At 41.8% G+C, this 18,396-nt stretch carries 12 protein-coding genes; 3 read left to right on the forward strand and 9 right to left on the reverse strand.

The features are described 5' to 3' along the window. Positions 1-545: 545 nt before the first annotated feature. From H6G79_RS28485 to H6G79_RS28495, 3 genes are all read right to left on the reverse strand, one after another. Complete coding sequence (locus H6G79_RS28485; RefSeq protein ID WP_242048600.1) at positions 546-4,724, reverse strand: chemotaxis protein CheB; 4,179 nt, start codon at positions 4,722-4,724, stop codon at positions 546-548. Between the two features lie 124 nt (positions 4,725-4,848). Further along, the gene (locus tag H6G79_RS28490) at positions 4,849-5,103 is read right to left on the reverse strand and encodes an RNA-binding protein (RefSeq protein WP_190593314.1); all 255 of its coding nucleotides are present in this window, start codon (positions 5,101-5,103) and stop codon (positions 4,849-4,851) included. Between the two features lie 129 nt (positions 5,104-5,232). Then, the gene (locus H6G79_RS28495; protein WP_190593313.1) at positions 5,233-5,787 is read right to left on the reverse strand and encodes a pentapeptide repeat-containing protein; all 555 of its coding nucleotides are present in this window, start codon (positions 5,785-5,787) and stop codon (positions 5,233-5,235) included. A gap of 1,213 nt (positions 5,788-7,000) precedes the next feature. Here H6G79_RS28495 and H6G79_RS28500 point away from each other — a divergent pair. Both H6G79_RS28500 and argJ read left to right on the forward strand, forming a co-directional pair. Beyond that, positions 7,001-7,294: a hypothetical protein gene (locus H6G79_RS28500; RefSeq protein ID WP_190593327.1), complete on the forward strand. Its 294-nt coding sequence runs from the start codon at positions 7,001-7,003 to the stop codon at positions 7,292-7,294. A gap of 104 nt (positions 7,295-7,398) precedes the next feature. Then, positions 7,399-8,658 carry a bifunctional ornithine acetyltransferase/N-acetylglutamate synthase gene (argJ, locus tag H6G79_RS28505; protein WP_190593312.1) on the forward strand — a complete coding sequence of 420 codons (1,260 nt, stop codon included), beginning with the start codon at positions 7,399-7,401 and terminating at the stop codon, positions 8,656-8,658. Between the two features lie 218 nt (positions 8,659-8,876). Here the strand turns inward: argJ and H6G79_RS28510 are convergent, their stop codons facing one another. The 3 genes from H6G79_RS28510 to glgB all read right to left on the reverse strand — a co-directional run bounded on the left by H6G79_RS28510 (position 8,877) and on the right by glgB (position 12,456). Beyond that, the gene (locus H6G79_RS28510; RefSeq protein ID WP_190593311.1) at positions 8,877-9,368 is read right to left on the reverse strand and encodes a deaminase; all 492 of its coding nucleotides are present in this window, start codon (positions 9,366-9,368) and stop codon (positions 8,877-8,879) included. 75 nt (positions 9,369-9,443) lie between these two features. Next, positions 9,444-9,659, reverse strand: coding sequence for an NAD(P)H-quinone oxidoreductase subunit O (locus H6G79_RS28515; protein ID WP_190593310.1), 216 nt, complete (start codon positions 9,657-9,659; stop codon positions 9,444-9,446). A gap of 502 nt (positions 9,660-10,161) precedes the next feature. After that, a complete protein-coding gene (gene glgB / locus H6G79_RS28520; RefSeq protein ID WP_190593309.1) occupies positions 10,162-12,456 on the reverse strand; it encodes a 1,4-alpha-glucan branching enzyme in 2,295 nt (764 codons plus the stop codon). 360 nt (positions 12,457-12,816) lie between these two features. On the opposite strand from glgB, the gene H6G79_RS28525 reads away from it, so the two are divergent. Continuing rightward, on the forward strand, positions 12,817-15,012 hold the full coding sequence (locus H6G79_RS28525) for a S8 family serine peptidase (protein ID WP_190593308.1): 2,196 nt from the start codon (positions 12,817-12,819) through the stop codon (positions 15,010-15,012). Between the two features lie 155 nt (positions 15,013-15,167). On the opposite strand, the gene H6G79_RS28530 is transcribed toward H6G79_RS28525, so the two are convergent. From H6G79_RS28530 to H6G79_RS28540, 3 genes are all read right to left on the reverse strand, one after another. After that, the gene (locus H6G79_RS28530; protein WP_190593307.1) at positions 15,168-17,354 is read right to left on the reverse strand and encodes a pentapeptide repeat-containing protein; all 2,187 of its coding nucleotides are present in this window, start codon (positions 17,352-17,354) and stop codon (positions 15,168-15,170) included. Between the two features lie 28 nt (positions 17,355-17,382). Further along, positions 17,383-17,832: a hypothetical protein gene (locus H6G79_RS28535; RefSeq protein WP_190593306.1), complete on the reverse strand. Its 450-nt coding sequence runs from the start codon at positions 17,830-17,832 to the stop codon at positions 17,383-17,385. Between the two features lie 216 nt (positions 17,833-18,048). After that, positions 18,049-18,381 carry a hypothetical protein gene (locus tag H6G79_RS28540; protein ID WP_190593305.1) on the reverse strand — a complete coding sequence of 111 codons (333 nt, stop codon included), beginning with the start codon at positions 18,379-18,381 and terminating at the stop codon, positions 18,049-18,051. Between the last annotated feature and the right edge of the window lie 15 nt (positions 18,382-18,396).

Here is an 18,396-nt window from a genome sequence, read left to right on the forward strand (position 1 = left end):
TACTCGACATCTAGCAGACAGCACCCAAAAATTTACAAGCAGCATAACAGTTAACTACTAGGTTGTTTTTCCCAAAACTCTTGTTTAACCAAAAAAACGAATGATATCTCATCCAAGCTCACCATAATAGCCAATGTGCATTTTGAAATGTGACACAGACTAGTAATAAAATTTACCATTTTCATTTAAAATTTTATATCTCAGTAATCTAAGGGTAAATTCTTAACAATATTTATACAAAAAAACAAATAATGGGTGATACTCCTCATGGCAAAAATGATATGCTGTGTTAAGTAGATGCACCCTGATGATCTGGAGAGCTGCTCAAGTGGCTCTCCTTTTTCAATCAAAAAGCTGAGTGCCGAGAAAGCGAACATACCGGAATTAAAGGCGTTTAATAATAATAGGACTTACGCAGTAAGACGAAATATCAAGGGTTTAAGGGTGTAGGGGTATAGGGGTGTATGTATCTAAAACTCTTACACCCCATACCCTTTCACCCCTAAACCCCACCTCCACAGACAATCTTGGTGCGTAAGTCCTATTCAAGTATTGTTAGTTCGTCTAGCTAAGTTGGCAACCATAAATACCAATTGGGTTAGCTCGACGGGTTTAGGAATGTACATTTGAAAGCCTGCTTTCCTAGATTCTTGGATGTCAATATTATTGGCATACCCTGTCATTGCGACTGCGGGAATTTCTCCCCCAGCCTCAGCACTAAGAGAACGCACTCGCCGGATCAAAGTATAGCCATCTTGGTTCGGCATTCCAATGTCAGACAATAGCAAGTCATACATCTGTGGTTGGCTTGTGAGTATTGAGAATGCTTCATCAGCAGATGTGACAGCAGTTACTTCAGCCCCGTAATCTTTTAGTATCATCTTCGTTAATTCACGTATATCGGCATCGTCATCTACGACCAGTACGTGCAAACCTTCCAGGGAAGGAATGTTATCAACGGATATTTCCGCATCGTCGGCAATATCTGTCACCTCTGGATCAGCAGAGCTAACATCCTCCTCAAGATTGCTGTTCAGTGGTAGCTTAACGATGATAGTTGTTCCTAAGCCTACACCCGGACTTTCTGCCTGAACTGTGCCGCCATGAAGTTCGACTAGATAACGGACAAGGGACAGCCCTATCCCCAGCCCTTGATTAGCACGAGTTTTGCTACTGTCAGCTTGGCGAAACCGCTCAAAAACATAAGGGAGAAAATCATTAGTTATGCCAATACCTGTGTCACTAACTCGAATCTGGGCTTGGGAATTAACTTCCTCCAGTGTGATCACCACACGTCCCTCAGCAGGTGTAAACTTGATGGCATTAGAAAGCAAATTCCAGATTATCTGCTGCAATCGCGCCCCATCCCCCAGTACCTGTCCCATTGGTTGCAGGTGGCATTCAATTTGAAGATTTTTTGCTTCTGCTGATAATCTAACTATCTCAAGGGCTGCCTCAATCACAAAGCGGAGATCAATTGGATAAATATTCAGATGCAGTTTGCCAGTGGTAATCCGCGAGATATCGAGAAGATCCTCAATCATTTGGACTTGCGCTCTAGCACTACGCTGGATCATGTCAATTGCACGATTCATTTGAGCAGTATCAAAGTTTTGCTTCTGGAGTAAATCAGACCATCCCAGAATATTGTGGAGGGGGTTGCGAAGTTCGTGGGATAAAAGAGATAAAAACTCATCCTTTGTTCGGTTAGATGCCTCCGCGTCTAAGCGGGCTGACTGCTCTTGAGCCAATAACTGGGCGCGTTCTTCCTCAAACAACTTCTGCTGTGTAATGTCATGAAGTGCCAGCAAAATCATCTGCTGATTTCCTGGTTGTAAAATTTTATAGCCATTGAGCAATATAGTCTTTTGCCCAATTTTTTCAAAATCACAGCAAACCTCAAAACCTTCAATTTGAGTGTTATGAGTGAGAATTTCTTCCAGGATAGATTGCACTTGGGGAATATTCCAGTGACCATTTCCTAGCTCAAAAATTAATTGCTGTTCTGTCTGGGCGGGCGTTACCTGAAACATTCGATAAAAAGCCCGATTGCTTTTGATAACTTGTAAGTCAGCATTGAGAACTACTAAAGGTTCTGGCATAGTTTCTACCACAGCCTCAGCATAATCAAGAGCTTGTTGAAGCTGCTGTGTACTGCGTTTGAGGGCATCAATATCCATGAACACCATCACTACGCCATCAATTTGATTTTCTGTAGTTCTGTAAGGTCGAATTCGCAGATTGTACCAACGTCCCTCAGTGTCTTGCGCCTCTAATTCTTTGAGATTTAAGGTATCAATTACCTCTATAATCAACGACTCTAAATTAGGAACTTCAATAGTAGAGCGGATATCACTTAGTGGTCTTCCTACATCTGTGGGAATCAAATTCAGTAAACGCTGTGCGGTTGGTGTGAAACGCCGAATCCGTAAATCATTGGTCAGTATGAGAATGGGAATATTCACACTACTGAGTAAATTCAACAGGTCATTATTGACATTGTGTAATTCAAGATTGCGACTTTGCAGTTCTTGATTAGTTGTATGTAATTCTTCGTTGGTTGCTTGTACCTCTTCTTTGGCGGTTTGCAACTCTTCATTAGTGCTTTGTAGTTCCTCATTGCTGGAGAGGATTTCTTCATTTGCTACTTTCAGGTGTTGAGTGGTGGCTTCATGCTCCTGACTAATTAATTGCAAATATTCTTGAGTAGCAGCAAGTTCTTGTTTGGTAGTTGCCAGTTCTTGTTGGAGTCGGAGTATTTCCTCTGTACCCACTTGTTCTACATTTTCAGGTTTGATGCTTAGTTGTGGATTTGTTAGGGCGGGTACATCTTCAAATAAAACAAGAAAGCCACGAGTTTCCCCTGAATCAGGCTGAAACGGAATTACCTCAACGTTGACTTTCCTAGATGGCTCACTTCCTTCTATCTGTATCTGTTCCTTTCTCACAGAAATATTCTGCCGTTTGGCCTGATGAATCGCAGTACGCAACTCTTCCAGCAGTCCTTTTCGGGCCATTTTGAACAAATTAAAACTGGGAACACCAGGGGCCACTCTGAGATAGGGACTGGTTTCTCCGCGAAATTGCAGAATGTCCATATTGTCATTAATCATTACGCCCACTGGGACATAACGATTTAAAAGAATTTGGTCAGCTTGTTTATTTAAGTAAGTAATATCCCAAGTCTTATGACTCATGGTCTTATCAGCAGCTATTTTCGCTACAGGATAGTTGCTGGTTGCAAAGTTAAAGTTAAGTGGAGTGGGTATTAATTTTTTGGTATAAATATTGTTTTTTCTGTCTGCTAAAGTAAATAAATTGGAAAATTCTCCTGCACTCTCGGCAACACCTAACATCAAAAACCCAGTGGGCTTGAGACTGTAATGAAAAATGGGCATTACCTGCTTTTGCAAAACAGATTCAAAGTAAATCAGGACATTACGACAACTAATAAGATCCAGATTGGAAAATGGCGGTTCGCTGATCAGGTTTTGTTTAGCAAAAACACAAAGTTCCCGAATCGGCTTGCTGATTTGATAGCCGCTTTCTACTTGATTAAAGAAGCGTCTTAGCCGTTCTGCTGAGACATCAACTATTTGGCTTGGTTTGTAGATACCTAAGCGGGCTTTTTCAATTGCTGTCTCATTAATATCTGTGGCAAAAATTTGAATAGCAGGTTTGGGAAGCACATTTTCCAAAAATTCCATTAAAGAAATAGCAATGGAATAAACTTCCTCCCCAGTTGCACAGCCTGGTATCCAGATCCGAATCGGCTCATCAACTGATTTCCCCTGAGATATTACCGGAAAGACTCGCTCTTTCAAAGCCTGATAAGCGTCTGGATCACGGAAAAAACTGGTGACACTGATTAAGATTTCGTAGTACAGTGCTTGCACTTCATCTGGATGATTTTGCAGATATTCTACGTAATCTTCTAGACTTTCCAAGTTATACAGCACCATCCGCCGAGCAATTCGGCGCTTTATGGTTGTTTGCTTATAATGCGTAAAGTCAACACCAGTGGCGGTGAACAGCATTGCAAAGATTGTCGGCAAAGCAGCCTCACTTTTAGGCAGTGGCTCAACTGTTTGTGAAGAAAGCGGATGGGTAACATTGGGATGGCGAGCAATCTTTGCTAGTTCTTCAGCAATTTTGTGCGGTGGTAGAATAAAGTCAACATCACCAGTAGCGATCGCAGTATTCGGCATACTACTGAATTGTGCCGATTCTTCACACTGAGCAAAGGTAATACCGCCAGCCGCCTTAATTGCTTCTGAGCCTTGTGCGCCATCTCCATCACTTCCTGATAAGACAACACTGATGGCTTTGCTTCCTATTTCTGCCGCCAGCGAAGCAAAAAAAGCATCAGCCGGCATATATTTGCCATGAATTTTCTCACGGGGCGCGAGTTGCAACACCCCTTTAAGCAGCGTCATCTTCCGGTTCGGGGGAATGACATATACTTGGTTCGGCTCGACAAGCATCCCATTCTGCACTTCACAGACGGGCATCTGGGTTGTTTTTGCCAGAATCTCAGTTAACAGGCTCTTCTGATTCGGATCTAAGTGCTGAATCAGTACAAATGCCATTCCAGTGTCGATGGGTAAGTGACTCAGTAGCTGTGTAAATGCTTCTAATCCTCCCGCAGAGGCCGCAATTCCGACTATAGGAAATAAATTATTGCTTTTATCTTGCTGCTTCTGTGTCAATTTTTCAACAGCCATAGAATCTGATGGTGATGACGCAGAAGATTGGTTAGGGTTCATTGTATTAGGGAATACAATACTAGAAAATTTAACTTTCTAGTGTATTCAATAGTTATATCCCTAGTGTAGCAAAGTTTTTCTCCTAACTTACATCTGCAATGGTTTTAGCTCTATTAACTTTCAGGTTATAACCCATCCATTCAGTACCTCTTAACCCATGAATCGCAGCAATTTCTTCAGTATCTGTTGCCATTTCTACAACTGCAAAGCCTCTCTTTTCACCTGTTTTCTGGTTAGTAGAAACTACAAGTCTCTTGATAGAACCATACTTTAAAAAAACTTGTCTAATATCATTATCTTCCACTTCATACGATAGATTCCCAATATAAACTGACATCAAATCTCTCCTAATTAAATAATGTTATTGAGGTAAATAAAGCCACTTTTTCAAAACCAGATGCTGATGAAAATAACAGTTCCATCTAGAGCATTGACATACTGTTGATTGTTGCTTTAATAAAGTCACTTAGTAGTGAACTGTTCCATCAGGCATTTTTGTACCAGTCATTTCTGTTCTCCGCATATTTGCCCCATCTAAATCGGCCCCGTCTAAATCTGCCCCATCTAAATCTGCTCCATCTAAATCTGCCTGACTTAGCTTTGCTCCCTTTAAGTTAGCGCCACTCAAATCCGCTCCCCTCAAATCTGCTCCGGTTAGGTCTGTTTGAGCTAGGTTTACACCGCTCAATTTAGCTCCACCTAGCTTGACATAGCTTAAGTCTGCTCCACTTAAATTGGCGTTAGTCAAATCTGCTCCGCTCAAGTCTGCTCCCACCATTTCTGCACTAATTAGGCAGACTTCAATCATTCGTGCATCAGCCAGGTTTGCCTGATTCAACTTAGCCTGACTAATATGTGCATCAGTTAAATCTGCCCCCCTTAAGTCTGCACTAATTAAGTGTGCGCCTATCAGGTGTACCCCAACCAGATTTGCGTTAGTCAGGCAAACCTGAATTAAGTTGACGTTACTAAAGTCCCGTTCTCCTGCTGCGTATCGGCTCAAAAATTCTTGAGTTTCCATAAAGAAAATAAATCTTTTGTTTTTTATCTATTAAGTAAATCTTATCTCTAAAAAAATAAGTTTACTGTTAACTAATGTAAATATTTCTCAGTTATGGGCAAGAAAACTGATATCAATTCACCAAATGATTGAGATAAGTAACCACGCAAAATTAATTACAGTCATTGCGAGCGAAGCGAAGCAATCCCAGCCCTTGCGATTGCTTCATTTCGCTTCGCTCCATTCGCAATGACTTTGTGTAATTAATTATGTTTAACTACTTAAATATATAGACATAACCCAGATGCAGAAAGCATTTCCAATCCAAAATGGTATGGGCAGTTATGCTTCAGGGCAATTCTTGGTAATTAATTTAGTGAACTACCTATATTACGCGATGTGCGACTTATTCTTGAAACCCCTCTCCAAACCTCTCACGCCAGTCGCTACAACGGAGGGAACCTCCGCAACGCGCTGGCTCCCCGAAACGGAGAGAGGCTTTGAATCTTGCTCCCCTTCCCTACCAGGGAAGGGGTTGGGGGTTAGGTTTGAGAGAAAGTCGCACACGGCGTTATATTTGTACACTGTAGGCTTCTTGCTGTTTCAGCTAAAAACCCGAAAAACTTTCACCAACATAATCTTCAAGAAAATGTTATGCTGGAATTAATGAGAAATATGTTCGGCAATGTGATAAGCCTGTGCCGCCTTCCCGGATCTAAATCTTTTCAAGTTAATTAATTCGGCAAATTCTTATGTCAGTTGATGTCAATAATTAGACTAAAGAAAAAAGCCATGTAGGCGTGTGCCATTAATTTTCATATAGCGTTTCTCGCTTGAGTGCAGTACAAGTAGATGGAGAAAAGAGGCTAGAGACTAGGGAAATTTACCTCACTGGAATGAGAACCGCTATATATAGGAATCCGATTTGATTTCTGAAAAAATTTAAGTATATGTAGGGTGCGTTACGCTATCGCTAACACACCCTACGTATCTGTTCAAAAATCAAGTAGGAATCCTATATCAGAAATTTTATTATTAACAATGCTTCTGTTTTTACCGCCTAATTCCCATTCATAGATGTTTTAAGAGTTCTTCTAGTTGAAAGTAACTCGGACTGTGTTGAATTAATTAGAATATTCCTTCAAGAGTTTTCAGTATCTGTAGAAATAGCAAATTCCGGATCAGGAGCCTTATCAATATTAGCAAATGGGCAAAATGATCAAGGAGACGAAGAATGCAAATTTTATCAAATAAATCGAGACAATTACTAACTCATACTATAACTGATCATAGCCAAGGAAATACAACTACATACACATGGAATTGTATGTGGAGTCACCATATTTGCCCTTGCTGTTCATACGGTTTACTCCGTCATATAAGTAATAGTGGTATTTACTGGCATTGTAGCCATTGTTATCAACAAATGCCTAATTGGGACTTGGGACATATCCAAGTACATAATCTAGTACAACAAGGCAAAAGTCAAAAGTTAAATGTTCAGGAAGAAACAACCAGCAACGCCTGAGCTAGAAAAATAAATCTTACTCAGCACCCAGCACTCAGCAATCAGTACTAGTTAATTGGTATAATCCCCAGTCAAACCGCTAATTTTGTGGGGGGAACGGAAAAATGGCAGACTGGCAAGAAATTACTGGTGGTGTGACTGCTCCTAAAGGATATCGAGCCGCAGGAATCACCGCAGGATTAAAACCATCGGGATTGCCAGATTTAGCTTTGATAGTATCGGATGTAGAGGCGATCGCAGCTGGTGTGTTTACCACATCTCAAGTTAAGGCGGCCTGTGTAGATTATTGCCGTCAACGCTTGCAAGCTAAAACCAGCGCCCGTGCTATTCTCTGTAACGCCGGACAAGCCAACGCTGCCACAGGTAGTCAGGGTGTGCGTGATGCTAATGAAAGTGCAGAGTTATTAGCCAAGGAATTAAATCTCTCTCCCGAATTGATTTTGCTGGCTTCTACTGGTGTAATTGGTCAACGCATCAAGATGGATGCCTTACGCAGTGGGATTCCCAAACTAGTAGCCAGCCTCTCAGAAACCGGTTCTGATGCGGCGGCTGGGGCAATTATCACCACAGATTTAGTCACAAAATCCATTGCCCTAGAAACAACTATAGGCGATCGCCCAGTCCGCATTGGTGGGATTGCCAAGGGTTCGGGGATGATTCACCCCAATATGGCAACAATGCTGGCATTTGTCACTTGTGATGCGGCTGTTTCCCCCCACCTTTGGCAGCAAATGTTGAGTAGAGCCGCCGATAAAAGCTTTAATTCCATTACAGTAGATGGCGACACCAGCACCAACGATAGTTTAATCGCCTTGGCAAATGGTCAATCCCGTACCCCAGCAATTACCGAGATGGGTGCAGAAGCCGAAAAATTAGAGGCGATGTTAACAGCAGTATGCCAGCATTTAGCTAAAGCGATCGCCAGGGATGGTGAAGGTGCAACTTGTCTGGTAGAAGTGCAAGTCACTGGCACTCATGATGACCTCGCCGCCAGACAAATCGCCAAAACCATTGCGGGCTCATCCCTAGTTAAATCAGCAATTTTCGGTCGTGACCCCAACTGGGGACGCATCGCCGCCGCCGCCGGACGTGCAGGTGTAACCTTTGAGCAAGAAAACTTGCAAATTAAATTAGGAGATTTTTTACTGCTAGAAAATGGTCAACCTCTGCAATTTGACCGCGCCGCCGCCAGCGCATATTTAAAACAAGCAGCCACCGATTATCCTAGCAATATCAAAACTCAACGCTTAGACAACCCCGTAATTATTGCTGTTAGCGTTGGTAATGGTCATGGTACAGGTAAAGCTTGGGGTTGCGATTTAAGTTACGACTACGTGAAAATTAATGCCGAGTATACAACTTAACTGACAACAGAATTCAGGAGTCATAATTCAGAACTCAGAAAGCTTGGAGAACGCAATTTTATACTTTACTCACCAATCCTTACGCATAAAGTTTGTCTTTTAAGAATGGGGTAATGGCTTAGAACACATAAAGTCTTCAACCCCCATAAACTCTTGCCCAAACCTTGGCTTCCCTACGTTCGCGCAGCGTGTCGCAGACAGGGAAGGGGGGGCAAGATTCAAAGCCTCTCTCCGCGTCGGGGAGAGGTTTGGAGAGGGGTTTCAAGAATAAGTCGCACATCGCGTTTTAATAAATATTTTTGAAGAAAAGCATTCACTTCATCGGCACATAACCCGACATGAACTTCTTTCCCTGCTTCTTTGAGAATATCTAGTCCTTTACCGTTATTGCGAGGATCTGGATCAACTATCGAGACATATATTTTCTGAATACGCGGATCTTTAGCGATCGCCAAAGCACAAGAGGGTGTGCGTCCCTGAAACGAACAAGGCTCAAGAGTAACGTACATTTGTAAAAAGTGCAAATCTTGACCTTGAATATGGGTTAGTGCATCAGCTTCAGCATGATGTTTTCCAGGCGAACGTGTATATCCTACTGCTACTATCTCGCTAGAATGGACAATTACACAACCTACTGGTGGGTTAGGTAAGCATTCTGGTAAAGCTTTTTTGCTTTGAGCTAAAGCAGTTAGCATAAATTTATCGTCCATATTCTTGGATATTTAAAGCTGATCAAAAGCTGGTGAGTAAATTAAAAGGTGGGCATTACCCACCTTTTATAATGCTTACTTAAATTGTTCTAATTGGTCTAAGCGTAACCAAATATTTGGTGTTGGGACTTGTCCGAATTTCACAAAGGCATAATCACCTTTAATATCCACAATTTCACCTTGAGTCTCAAACAAGTAAGCTGGAAAACGAGTATCACTGGCTGTGGCTTCAACGCTGTTTTCTAGCTTTTCACGGATAGCGCGAACAATGTCTCCTTTTTTGACTGGCATATATTCCCCTCTGAAGTTAGCAGATTATCTCATAGAGGATTTTAGCTTGCGAGATGATACTAAATCTCAGAGCGATCGCTTTGAAGTATTTAACTTATACCAAATTAAAAAATGATTGCGACAGATTGATGGCTCAAAAGCTTACCGATCAACCCTTACCCAATCCAAAATCTGTCTTGAAAAGTTTGCTCAAGTCGGGGAACCCGCCCACGCAACTTTTCGCAAAATCTAAAATCCAAAATGGTATTATCCATGACATCTCAAACTATTCCTCTATCTGAATACAAGTCATCCCAGGACTTACCCCCAAAGATTCTCCGTAGAGATTGGGTGAAGGGGTAAAAGGGTCTAGGGTGTAAGGGTTGTTGATACATACACCCCTACACCCTAAATCAAGGTTTTTGGGGCAGAACGTAAAAACCTACACCTGTCAGACCCTTGCACCCAGTCCAAACTGACAATCTGTGAAATCAAACAGTTGAAACTTTAACCACCGACAAAATTAAGCACCTAAAGCCGCCGCCGTTTTTTCCTTATCTAACTTGAACATCAACACACCCAAAGGTGGTAAACACAAATCTAAAGAATAAGGACGATTGTGCATTGACCAATCATCTGTCCACTTACCGCCTAAGTTGCCCATATTGCTACCGCCATACTGACGGGCATCACTATTAAACAACTCAGTATAAAATCCTTTTTCTGGCACACCGATGCGGTAATGAGAATGGGGTTGGGGTGTGAAGTTACAAATCACCACAATAAAGTTGTCAGAATCTTTGTCACGGCGGATAAAGGAAACTACACTGTGACGGTTGTCGCTACAATCAATCCAGTCAAATCCTTCTCTGGCAAAATCTAAGGTGTATAAAGATGGTTCAGAACGGTAAAGTTCGTTGAGTTCCTTAAAGAATTGTTTTAATTGTTGGTGTGGCTCAAACTGTAATAATTGCCATTCCAAATCAGCCCAAACATTCCACTCACTCCATTGTCCAAATTCCATGCTCATAAACATGGTTTTCTTGCCTGGGTGAGCAAACATATAGGTAAATAAACAACGCACATTCGCCATTTTCTGCCATCGATCACCAGGCATTTTACCAATCATGTTGCTCTTACCATGCACCACTTCATCGTGAGACAACGCCAGCATAAAATTTTCGCTGTGGTTGTACCACATACTAAAGGTGATGTTATTTTGGTGGAATTGGCGGAACCAAGGGTCCATGCTGAAGTAATCCAACATATCGTGCATCCAACCCATGTTCCACTTTAAGTTAAAGCCTAAACCACCTGTGTAGGTTGGCCAAGACACCATCGGCCACGAGGTTGATTCTTCCGCAATGGAAAGCACACCGGGAAAATAACTAAAAATCAGGTGATTTACTTGACGTAAGAAATCGGCCGCTTCTAGGTTTTCTCGACCACCGTATTGATTAGTGACCCACTCACCTTCTTTACGGCAATAGTCAAGATATAACATCGAAGCTACAGCATCTACACGAATGCCATCGATGTGATATTTGTCGAACCAAAATAGGGCATTTGCCGCTAAGAAATTTCTAACTTCGTTGCGGTTGTAATTAAATACCAGCGTACCCCATTCTTTATGTTCACCTTTGCGGGGGTCGGCGTGTTCGTATAAGTGAGTACCATCAAAGAAAGCTAAACCATGTCCATCTTTGGGGAAGTGGCCAGGAACCCAATCGACAATTACGCCAATGCCATTTTGATGACATTGGTCAACAAAATACATAAAATCTTCGGGAGTGCCAAACCGGGAAGTAGGTGCATAATAGCCAGTAACTTGATAACCCCAAGACCCATCAAAAGGATGCTCGGCAATGGGTAATAGTTCTACATGGGTATAGCCTAAATCTTTGACGTAGGGAATCAAGCGGTCTGCCAATTCTCGGTAAGTTAAAAATCGCGCACCCGGTTTTAATTCCGAAACAATAACTACAGGCTCAGTTTCACCATTGGGTAATTTAGGCGGCTCGGCACTGGAAGCATGTAGCCAAGAACCCAAGTGGACTTCATAAACGGAAACAGGTTGAGTCAAGGGATCAGTGTGACGACGCTTTTCTATCCAGTCTTCGTCATTCCATTGATAGGAATTTAAGTTAGTGACAATAGAAGCTGTTTTTGGCCGGGGTTCTTGCTGAAAAGCAAAGGGGTCAGATTTTTCGTAAATGTGTCCTTCTATATTTTTGATTTCATATTTGTAATGTTCCCCTACCCCGATTTCGGGAATGAATAATTCCCAAACCCCTGTGATGCCTTTACGCATTTGATGTTTGCGTCCGTCCCACAGATTGAAATCTCCCAGTAAAGACACGTTACGCGCATTGGGAGCCCAAACCGCAAAATAAACACCCTTGACTCCATCGATTTCGGTGGTGTGCGCTCCGAGTTTTTCGTAAATTCGATGATGGTTGCCTTCGGCAAATAAATGCAAGTCAAAGTCTGTTAGGCGCGGAGAACGGAAAGCGTAAGGATCATAAGTAACTCGCTCATGCTCTCCTTCTTGAATGCGTAACTGGTAGTTGGCAAGTTCTGGAGTTTCAATCGTACATTCAAAAAAATGGGGATGATGTACGGGTTGCATTGGGTATTCTTGGCGTTCTTGGGGAACAACTACCCAGGCTGCGCTGGCATTTGGTAGATAAGCACGTACAGCCCAAACTTGTTTGCCATTTTGTTCTACTGCATGAGAACCAAGTATTTCAAACGGATCGTGATGCTGGTTCCAAACTATACGGTTAACCTGTTCCTGAGCGATCGTGGCTATGGACATGAAGCTACCTATGTTGAATAAAGTGATTAACTAAACTGGCTTTTTTAATATCTATAATCTATTCTTTACATTTATTTGCAATTTATTGCCACCGTTATCGTACATCAGATGGGGACATAGGGGATAAGGGGTGAGCAGGTTCAGCCCCAGAAAATATCTGTTGAGCTAGGGGAAGTTGCAAGGTGGAGATTTTGATATTTTGTGCCGAGAACTAGGGTTTTTAGCAACAAGATAGAAAAAGTAGCAGTAATGATGATTATTTACGTAAATTAATGGTCATTAGACTGTATTTACTCACAAATGTTGGGCAAATATCTGTAATATATTGATTACACCGCTACTTACGAGTAAGTGTATGTAATGAGCAAAGGACAGCAGGTACAACTACCGTCAAAAATCTACGCTGAAGCGATTGTTCGTTCAATCAGTGGGGAATCTTTGTTACACTCTTCGAGCCGTGTCACTAGTGAGAACGTGGCTCAATTTTATGCGGAACCAAACCAACTCAATGCAGCAGTGCAACGCTTACGGGCAGCAGGATTTGAGATTTTAGATGTAGGCAAAACATCAATTAGTATAGCTGCTGATGCCGAAGTTTATGAGCGATCGCTCCAGACAACTCTAGAGACAGTGGAAATTCCCGTCATCAAAGAGGTAATTGGAGAAACCACAGCGACATTTATTAATGCCAGAGATGACAAACCCTTTGGTGAAATTGATACATCACAAACTATTTTCCATGCTCTGTTAGACGGAATTGCCATCAATGAACCGGCTTTTTACTTTCGCCCCTCAACGCCTGCGGAGTCTCCACCAGAAACAGCAACAAAGTATTTACATGTACCAGAAGACATCGCTGAAGGATTAAATGCCACTTTAGCTCATCAACAAGGCATTACAGGTAGCGGTGTCAAGGTAGTCATGCTTGATACCGGGTGGTTTTGTCATTCATTTTTTAGTAAATATAACTACAAAGTAAATGTTGTTCTTGCGCCCGGTTCATCAGATCCTTTGACAGACGAGAATGGTCATGGCACTGGAGAATCAGCCAATCTACTGGCTGTAGCTCCTGATGTTGAGTTGACGATGGTGAAAGCCGATGTTCTCACAGACCCAGGTAAGTACAAGAACGTCAACGCCGTTGCAGCTTTTAAAAAAGCTGTTGCCCTACGACCAGATATTATTACTTGCAGTTGGGGCTGTGATTTAAAAAATCGCCAATTTTCTCCCTTTAATCAAGCCTTAGCCGTTGCCATTGCCGATGCCGTGCATCGCGGAATTATCGTCATTTTTGCGGCGGGAAATGGTCAATGGAGCTTTCCATCTCAGCACCCAGATGTGATTGCAGCAGGCGGTGTTTATCTACATCTAGATGGACTGTTGCAAGGGAAGTTAGAAGCAAGCAATTACGCCAGCAGTTTTATCAGTCCAATTTATCCAGGGCGCAGAGTTCCAGATGTATGTGGGTTGGTTGGGCAGCATCCCTATGGAGCCTATATTATGTTGCCTGTTCCTCCTGGTAGTGAGAAAGATCAGGTGCTTTCTTTAGTTGGTGATGAAACTAAATCTAGTGATGGCTGGGCTGCATTTAGCGGTACTTCCGCCGCAGCACCGCAGTTAGCTGGTGTTTGTGCCTTGATGAAACAGCTTGATTCGGGATTATCTCCAGCCAAAGTCAAGGAGATTCTACAGCACACAGCCCGCGATGTTGTGGAAGGTGCTGGTCATCAAAGAACGGGAGGGTATCGGGCGCGTGCAGGCCCAGACTTAGCCACAGGTTACGGATTAGCTAATGCTGATGGGGCAATAGAAGCAGTGAAAAATACAGTCCTAAAGATGAGCTTGTATGACACTGCATTACCGTTGGTCAATCCTCAGAATTCAGAAATAGAAAACTGGCGAAATATTCCCACAATCACAAGGAGCAGAACAATGTCCTCGGATTTTCCTAAACTCAAAGCAAAACTAGATGAAATATTATGGGAAATTGAGCAGGTTTTAGAAAGAGCAATTAAAAATCATGAGATTGAAGATGTTGAAATAAGAATTAGCGAAATAAATTTTGTGCCTCGTTCAGTAAAAGCAAAATTAACTTCTTCTCTACGAAAATCTTTAGATGATTGCTGGAAGACAGAAGCAAAAAACATCAGAGGTCAAGTAATAGAAGTGCAGAAAATATTGGATGTTTCTAAAATAGATGCCAAACATATCTCTGTAGCCCAAGGTTTAATCAAGTTTGGTAAATATCAAGAAACTGCAATTCAAGTTTTAACTGAAGCTTTGCAGAGTAATGATGATGTTGTTAGAGATGCGGCTATAAAGGCTTTGTCAGAATGTGTTTCTGATATTAGTAATTTTGAGAGTACTAGTAGAGATGAGATTTATGAAGACAAATTTGGAATGTTTGATGATCCAGGAATTAGGCTTTGCGATCATCAAGGAAATAAAAGATGTAAATATTTTTATGATAATGGGAAAACTACTGTAGAATGTACCGACAATGGCAATACTTACACATACGATCAATATAATCCAGTTAAAAAATGCTGGAAATAATAAATAATATTATAGCGTTTCTCACTCTAGTGAGGTACAAGCAAGAATAATTAACCGCAGATAAACGTGGATGAACGCAGATGTAAACAAATTAAGTTTCTACCTCAGTAAACTAAGAAACGCAATAGCAATATTTCCCCTTGGTTAGAGAATAATTAATATGCACATTTTTGATTTATTTTCTCAGGGATGAGATTTATAGAAATATTATTAGGCAGTTTAGTTCGACAAATCACCTTAGCATGACTGATTTGTTCTTGAGTAAGCCCTTTACTATATCTAAAATCAGCATCTGTCAGAGTGGTATTTTTGAAATCAGCTCCAGAAAGATCAGCTCCAGAAAGATTAGCTCCAGAAAGATTAGCTCCAGAAAGATCAGTGCCTAAAAGGTGAGAATTTTGAAGTTGTGCAGATTTCATAACGCTACCTTGGAGATTAGCCTGCACAAGCCAAGCATCTTGTAACTGACTTTTTAGCAGAAAAGTTCCCTGAAGGTTAGCATTATTAAGACGTACATTCTGTAAGTTAGAATCAGAAAGATCGGCACCTGGAAGATAAACTCCATTCAGATTTTCCCCACAAAAATTTCTTTTTTGTAAGTTGTCCTTAGAACCTGTCCACCACATATACTGAACCAGAGACTGAATCTGAGAATTAGGCTTGCACCCCTGGCTATTGAGTATTTGTTCTGCTCTATAGATAATCAGAGAATGCAAAATTATCAGTGTTCCTATTAATGGAAGAGCGATAAAAAATCCAGTATTTTTCCAACGATCGCCTCTCTGCTTCCGCAAACTTGCCATAACAAATTCCTTTGCTAAACTGGAGAGCGCAGTTTCCCGATCATCTTTTTGGGCTTGCATAAACTCTTTCGCATCGCGTAGAGAACGACCGTAAAGAACATATTCTGGGGATTTTACCCATTCTGCCGCAGCTTGCTCAATTTTACGTTTCTTACGAAGATTTTCTTCAGATTCATTTAACCATGCTTGCAGTTCTTTCCAATTATTAATCAAAGCTTCGTGGGCAACTTCAATCATTTTTTCACGAGACTGTTCATCTGAGAAGGTGGCTAAGAAACGGACTCCAGGGGCAGCAAAACGATTAATAATAGCTCGGACAGTTGTGGCTTCTTTTTCATCAGCAATCAGTTCTGACAAAGCAGCACGGCGACGGGTGTTTTTTGTACCTTCCCCTAGTTCTACCAATGCGAGAAAAATGCGTCGAGAGATCGCTTGTTCTTCTGCATTCAAAGATTTATACAGGCGTTGTGCTTCTCCAGCCAGTGCGCCACCTACACCACCAAGATTTTCTAGAGTTTCGGCTGGATCAATGTTTGGCAAGCCTTCCCAAATCCGCGTCAGGGCAAATTGTAATAAAGGTAAAGCTTCTCGTCCTTGGGTTTGTTCTACTAGAAGTTTGACAACCGCACTGTTTAACGGATATCCAGCTTGTGCGGCTGGTTGAGCAATAGCCGCTTCTAAATCTTCTGGCTGCATAGTTGGCACGAGAAACCCTTGCTCAGAGAAGAGTTTGTTTAAACGTGGGTGTTGTTGGGTTTCGCCTAAAAAGTCACTCCGCAAGGTCAAAATTACAGATACTCGTTTTGAAAGGTCTGCTGCTGCACACAGCAAGTTTCCGACAAAAGCGTTGCGTTCGGCTTGATTTTTACAAAGCGTGTAAACTTCCTCAAACTGATCGACTAACACAATTAAGGGAGAAAAAGCAATATCAGGAAAGACATCAGCAATGCGCCGCAAGCCATCATATTCTTGATGATTGTTTTGCTGGGTGAGTTCTTGGGTAAACTCCCGCGTCTTGCTAACTGGGGTAGAATCATTAGTCACAATCCGCGCCAACATAGTGGCGAGAGACTCAAGGGGGTGAGTTCCTGGTACGAGTACTACCAATCGCGCCTGATCTCTTCCTAGTAAGGGTTTAGCTCCTAATTTGGGGATTAGCCCAGCCCTTGCTAGTGAAGATTTTCCTGAACCTGATGGGCCATATATAGGTAGCACCCGCACCGTAGAATCTTTTTCATGGAGAAGACGAAATTTCTGCCATAGTTGCTCAATGTGCTTGTCTCGTCCAAAAAAGCGATCGCCATCTGTTTCCCGAAATGCCAACAAGCCTTGATAGGGATTTGCACTGAGTTTGTTTGCTGGCGGTTGAGGAGTTTCTAACTCAGTTCGGACTTGCGAAAGATAAACTGTGAGTTGACCGATAGCCATCCCACCAATCATCTGACCTAATACTTGTCCAGAATTACTGCCAATATCCTGCTGAATCTGATTAGTTGAGTTAGAGAAGGAAACTCCGTTACTATCTGAATGATTTTCCATAGTGCGATCGCACTTAATTTATTTTTGGTTAAAAATTCACTCCGCCTTGAATATTGCCGTCAATTCTGCCAATTGCCTTGCTATTGGTCATTTGTCCAATTACCTGTCCTTCGTTACTGGTGACAGTTTGATTGATTTGAACACCTGCTGCGGCTGACTGTTCTTCTTGTAAAAGTTTGGCAATCTCTTCTGCTAAATCTGGGTTTTCTTGCAGTAATATTTCTAGTTCTTCTTGAAATACAGCTTGACGGGCTGAACTTTCAGGTTTTGCTGCTACTTGCTCGGCTGCTACCTTTAATTCCTCTTTAGATTCAACCTTTGCGCCGAGTTTCGACCAAACTTTCTTGGCTTTTTCCCAGATATCGGGAGCAATATTCTCTGCGGCTTTTTCTGCGGTTTTTTCGGCTGCTATCCCGCCTAATTTCAGCAAGTAAGGTAAACAGGGAGCTAATAATTTAGTCAGAAACACAATATCCATACTATGCACCTCATCTAATACCCGAATCTGTAAAGTTTTTAGGTTTCCCCTTCAAGTTAGTTTGTGATCTATATAAGAATTCAGTCACTCGTCAAAGTTTTATGCAGTAATATTGCCATCTCCTGTAATGGGGCGATCGCTAGTACAAGCTCATGGTATCGGTATAATCAACAGTATTAGAATATCAAGTTTGTATACTATTTAGATAGCAAGTAACTACAAATCTAAAAAAGGGAATAACTGAAGCAAAGCATTACGTATCCGCAGTAGAAAGACTGTTTGCCGCAGACTGGTGGTTAATTTTGGTGGCGGAACTTTTTGGAGTTGTGCTTGTATTTCTGCATACTCAGCAGCACTGATGGGTTTGCCATCAATGGGCGATCGCGCATCTATAATTATTTCTGTGCGTAAAATTTCTTCTGGGATGTCTTCTGGGGGTGGTAAAGCCATCACTGCTGATCCCCAATGGCTAATTAACCATACACCCACACTAGAGACAAAACTTAGTAGCCCCAATATGATTGGCTTGTGAGATTGTTTTTTCCCCATCGCATCACCTTTAAG

Source organism: Anabaena sp. FACHB-83 (assembly GCF_014697485.1).
Taxonomy (GTDB): Bacteria; Cyanobacteriota; Cyanobacteriia; order Cyanobacteriales; family Nostocaceae; genus Nostoc_B.